The organism is Psychromonas hadalis ATCC BAA-638, from assembly GCF_000420245.1.
In the GTDB taxonomy this organism is placed as follows: domain Bacteria; phylum Pseudomonadota; class Gammaproteobacteria; order Enterobacterales; family Psychromonadaceae; genus Psychromonas; species Psychromonas hadalis.
Genome location: NZ_ATUO01000210.1, coordinates 1 through 5,248 on the forward strand (window position 1 = coordinate 1; position 5,248 = coordinate 5,248).

At 40.3% G+C, this 5,248-nt stretch carries 3 protein-coding genes; 2 read left to right on the forward strand and 1 reads right to left on the reverse strand.

The genetic code is table 11. From position 1 onward, the window contains the following. Positions 1–211: hypothetical protein (locus tag G322_RS23995; RefSeq protein ID WP_033422241.1), on the reverse strand; the 211-nt coding region annotated here is incomplete at its 3' end. Between the two features lie 423 nt (positions 212–634). On the opposite strand from G322_RS23995, the gene rne reads away from it, so the two are divergent. Together rne and trxB are read left to right on the forward strand one after the other, a co-directional pair. Then, positions 635–3,652: a ribonuclease E gene (rne, locus tag G322_RS0117360; protein ID WP_022942970.1), complete on the forward strand. Its 3,018-nt coding sequence runs from the start codon at positions 635–637 to the stop codon at positions 3,650–3,652. A gap of 125 nt (positions 3,653–3,777) precedes the next feature. After that, positions 3,778–4,725 carry a thioredoxin-disulfide reductase gene (gene trxB / locus G322_RS0117365; protein ID WP_022942971.1) on the forward strand — a complete coding sequence of 316 codons (948 nt, stop codon included), beginning with the start codon at positions 3,778–3,780 and terminating at the stop codon, positions 4,723–4,725. Positions 4,726–5,248 lie beyond the last annotated feature (523 nt).

The following is a 5,248-nucleotide window of genomic DNA, read 5'->3' on the forward strand; positions in this document are numbered from 1 at the left end:
GGTCACTAAGATGATCTTGAGCATAACGATGTATGACTGAGATTGTTCGGTAACCTCTTAATATACCGTAACAATATATTGCCATTACTTCTTCATCCGTAAATGAAATGTTTTTCCCGTTGATAAACCTTTCAACATGTGGATGAATTATATCTTGATATTCATTGCAGATTATCAAATATAATGATATTAATTTGTCTTCCCAGTTCATGCTTTTATCTCTCTTCGTTGGTTCGCACCTGAAGAGTAATACTAAACATGGACTGGGTTCTCTTGTTTTCAGCTTTTGATTCGAATATATATATGCAAAAATTTATATTGGCGTAACAGGTTATTAATGAGAGAATTAACAAGTTATCGACTCGTTAAAAATAATTGCGCATTTATCTTATAAATAGTTGCAACATTAACTGGTAGTTGAAACAAAAAATAATGAAAAATAGAATGTTGTGCCCTTTTACTCATTAATAACGATAGGTTTATTTAAACTTATATTAATGAGCGCTGTTTTTACTTTTTAATGCACCTCTGCATATTCCCAGTCGAGAGACTGCAAAACCAGACCCGAGGTCAAGTAAAACACGTTATTGCCAACAACCAAAAAAAACAGAAAAACAAATATAAAGAGTTAAAAATGAAAAGAATGTTAATTAATGCAACGCAAGCAGAAGAGTTGCGTGTTGCCCTTGTAGATGGTCAACAATTATATGATCTAGATATCGAAAGCCCAGGCCACGAACAGAAAAAAGCAAATATCTACAAAGGTAAAATCACACGCGTTGAACCCAGCCTAGAAGCTGCATTTGTTGAGTACGGAGCTGATCGCCACGGTTTCTTGCCCCTAAAAGAGATTGCACGTACTTATTTCCCAGCAGGTTACTCCTTTAAAGGTCGTCCAAATATCAAAGAGGTGATTAAAGAGGGACAAGAAGTTATTGTTCAAATTGAAAAAGAAGAACGTGGTAACAAAGGTGCCGCATTAACAACGTTTATCAGCCTTGCAGGCAGTTACTTAGTTTTAATGCCAAATAATCCACGTGCTGGTGGTATCTCTCGTCGTATCGAAGGTGATGAGCGTACACAACTTAAAGAAGCATTGAGCCACTTAAAATTGCCAAATGGCATGGGTTTAATTGTCCGCACCGCAGGTGTTGGTAAAACAACCGAAGAGCTTGAGTGGGACTTAAATGTATTAGTGAATCACTGGCAAGCCATTGATGAAGCATCAAAAACGAAATCAGCACCGTTTTTAATTCACCGTGAAAGTAATGTGATTGTGCGCTCAATTCGTGACTATTTACGTCGTGATATTGGTGAAATTGTTATCGATCATGCAGAAACATTTGAGCAAGCAAAAAGCCACATCGAAATGGTACGCCCTGATTATGTGAATCGTTTGAAACTGTATCAAGGTGAGATCCCACTGTTTACACACTACCAAGTAGAGAGCCAAATTGAATCGGCTTTCCAACGTGAAGTGCGTTTGCCTTCTGGTGGTTCAATTGTTATCGATCCAACGGAAGCATTAACCTCTATTGATATTAACTCTGCACGTGCAACACGCGGCAGTGATATTGAAGAAACCGCATTTAACACCAACCTTGAAGCGGCGGAAGAGATTGCACGTCAACTACGTCTGCGTGATTTAGGTGGCCTCGTGGTTATCGACTTTATCGACATGACCCCTGCTCGCCATCAACGTGAAGTTGAAAACCGTATGCGTGAATCAGTACGTCAAGACAGAGCACGTATTCAGCTCGGTCGCATCTCACGTTTTGGTTTAATGGAGATGTCTCGTCAACGTATTCGCCCATCATTAGGTGAATCTGCATCACGTGTTTGTCCGCGTTGTCATGGTCAAGGCACCATTCGTGATAATGAATCATTAGCACTGGCTATTTTACGTCTTATTGAAGAGGAAGGGTTAAAAGAGAACACCGTTCGAATTCAAGCAACCGTACCTGTTGCAGTTGCAGCTTATCTGCTTAATGAAAAACGTAAAGATGTGGCACAAATTGAAAAACGCCATAGTTGTGAAATTTACATTATTCCCAATGCAAACTTACTAACACCACATTTTGAGATCAAACGCACGCGTAAAGATGGCCAAGAAGATATCAACTATGATGCGCTTGAAAAACAACATACCGTTTATGTTCCTAATGTCATTAAAGATGAGCATAAAAAAGAAGATGATCCTGTTTTAAGTGGTTTCTCAAGCCCACAAAAAAATGAGCAAAAAGTTGCCCCTAAAGTAGAAAGCAATGAAAACAAAGCGGAAGTTAAACCTTCTTTATTGGGTCGTTTATTTGCAGCTATCTCAGACTTCTTTAGTGATGATAAAGAGAAGCCTGCAGAGCAAGAAGCGAAACCGACACCGCGACCGCGTAACAATAATCGTAATCGCAATAATAACAATCGTAACCGTAATAATAACAATCGTAACCGCAGTCAGAGTAAAAGCGATAACCTCGATGACAACCATAACGAGCATCGCAGTGATGACAAAAAACCGTCTGAGCGCCGTAATAACGAACGTAATAACGAACGTCGAAACAGCCGTAAAGACACTAACCGTCCTGTAAAACAAGAGTATACACAAACAATTAGCGAGAAAGAGGAAGTTGTTGCAGTACGCCGTAAGCGTAGAAATATGCGTAAAAAAGTGCGTATTGAAAACAAAGATCCCGTTGTCGCAGTTGCTGTTGAAGAAGTGGTGCAGACTCAAGAAACACCTGCACAAGCTGAAAAACCAGCAAAAACCACCCCCCCTCAACAGGTTGAAAAATCAGAGACCACAACACTCGAAGCAAAAGAGAACAATGCGACAAATGAAGAGTATTCTCCTGTCGCTATTCCGGGGCGTCGTTCGCGTTACCTACGTGGTAATGGTCAGCGTAAAAACAGAGCGAATAACGAGCAAGTTGTTAATGATGCAGTAAGCGCAGAGCAAACAACCGATCCTGTTAGCAGTCGTTACCCAGAATCTCAGCAAAGTGAGCAAGTAACAACAAACACAGTCACGGTTGAAGCGCCCATCGCCAATGAGATCGGTGATATCAAAACCAACTCGGATACGAATAAAGTCGTTGAACAGCTCCAAGATAGTGTGAAAAATGAAGAGATTAAACAAGCAACACAAATCCTTCCTGAAGAAACAACACCTGTTGAGCAAGCTCCTCTTATTGAGACAACTAAAGTTGTTGAAGTCGCTGACGTTGTAGAGACGGCAACTGTTGTAGAAGCGGTTACAGAAGACGTTGCCGTTGAAACCGTGCCTATTGTAGAAACAGTTATCGAAGACGTTGCCGTTGAAACCGTGCCTATTGTAGAAACAGTTACCGAAGACGTTGCCGTTGAAACTGTGCCTATTGTAGAAACAGTTATCGAAGACGTTGCCGTTGAAACCGCGCCTATTGTAGCAACACAAGTGAAAGTCGAAGTGCCAAGCAAAGCAGTCGGCACGATCACTAAAGCACGTGTTGCTCGTTCAGAAACAGTGAAAACAGTGAGTGAACCGCTTGATTTAACACGTGAGCTAACGATTGTTGCTGCTACTGAGCGTTTAAAAATTGCTAAGTCTACTCAGCAAGCAGGTAGTAACTTTGCAACCAACAAAGCAAGCAGTGAAACAGTAAAAACCTCTCTTTAAATTACTGATTGTTTTAACCTATCAATTCAAACGGATATTTCATTGAAATATCCGTTTTTTTAACCTGTTTTTTCCTCAATAGCAGTTTATTATAGACAACTAATTTCTTACTCAAGGTTAATTTTATGAGCGAAGTACAACACCACAAATTACTTATTATCGGTTCTGGCCCAGCAGGTTACACAGCCGCAGTTTATGCAGCCCGTGCGAATTTAAACCCTGTTTTATTAACAGGTATTCAGCCTGGCGGACAACTAACCACCACCACTGAAGTTGAAAACTGGCCCGGTGGCGCAGCGGAGTTGACTGGCCCTGGTTTAATGGAAGATATGAAAGCACATGTAGAACGTTTTGATGCAGAAATCATCGTTGATCATATCAACGAAGTAGATCTCACTAAGCGCCCTTTCACCCTTAAAGGTGATAACACTTATACCTGTGACGCTTTAATTATTGCTACTGGCGCCTCAGCACAATACTTAGGTCTACCCTCTGAAGAGGCTTTTAAAGGTCGCGGTGTTTCTGCTTGTGCTACTTGTGATGGTTTTTTCTACAAAAATCAAGAAGTGGCTGTTGTTGGTGGTGGTAACACTGCGGTTGAAGAAGCACTTTATCTTTCTAACATCGCGGCAAAAGTACACCTTGTTCATCGCCGTACGGGTTTTCGCTCTGAAAAAATTCTGTTAGATCGTTTAAATGAAAAAGTAAAAAATGGCAATATCGTGTTACACACAGATAGAACCCTTGATGAAGTATTAGGTGATGAGATGGGCGTAACGGGTTTACGTCTAAAAGATACGCTTTCTGATAAAACAGAAGAACTTAAAGTAATGGGCGTATTTATCGCAATCGGCCACAAGCCAAACACAGATCTGTTTACAGGCCAGTTAGAGATGAACCACGGCTACCTAAAAGTACAAACAGGCAGTAATGGCAACGCAACTCAAACAACTATTGAAGGCGTATTTGCCGCCGGAGATGTGAGCGATCATATCTATCGTCAAGCGATCACATCAGCAGGAACAGGTTGCATGGCAGCCCTTGATGCAGAGCGATTTTTAGATAACCAATAATAGCTGTTTTAGCGGTTGGCTTTCAGTCGCAGTAAAAACAAAAAAGGAGCGCTTAAGCTCCTTTTTTGTTTTCTAGTTCGTAGCTGTCGTGGCACAGTGATTCCACTCATTTATAGTAAACATTTCTAATCGGTATATATTCGAATCAAAAGCCGAAAACAAGAGAACCCAGCCCATGTTTAGTATTACTCTTCAGGTGCGAACCAACGAAGAGAGATAAAAGCATGAACTGGGAAGGCAAATTAATATCATTATATTTGATAATCAGCAATGAATATCAAGATATAATTCATCCACATGTTGAAAGGTTTACCAACGGGAAAAATTTCATTTACGGATGAAGAAGTAATGACAATATATTGTTACGGTATATTAATAGGTTACTGAATAATCTCAGTCATACATCGTTATGCTCAAGATCATCTTAGTGACCCGTTTCCAAAACTCTGTGGTTACGCAGCGTTCGTACATCGAGTTAACAAGTTGTCAAATGGATTTATTGCATTGATATCTTTTTTGCAAG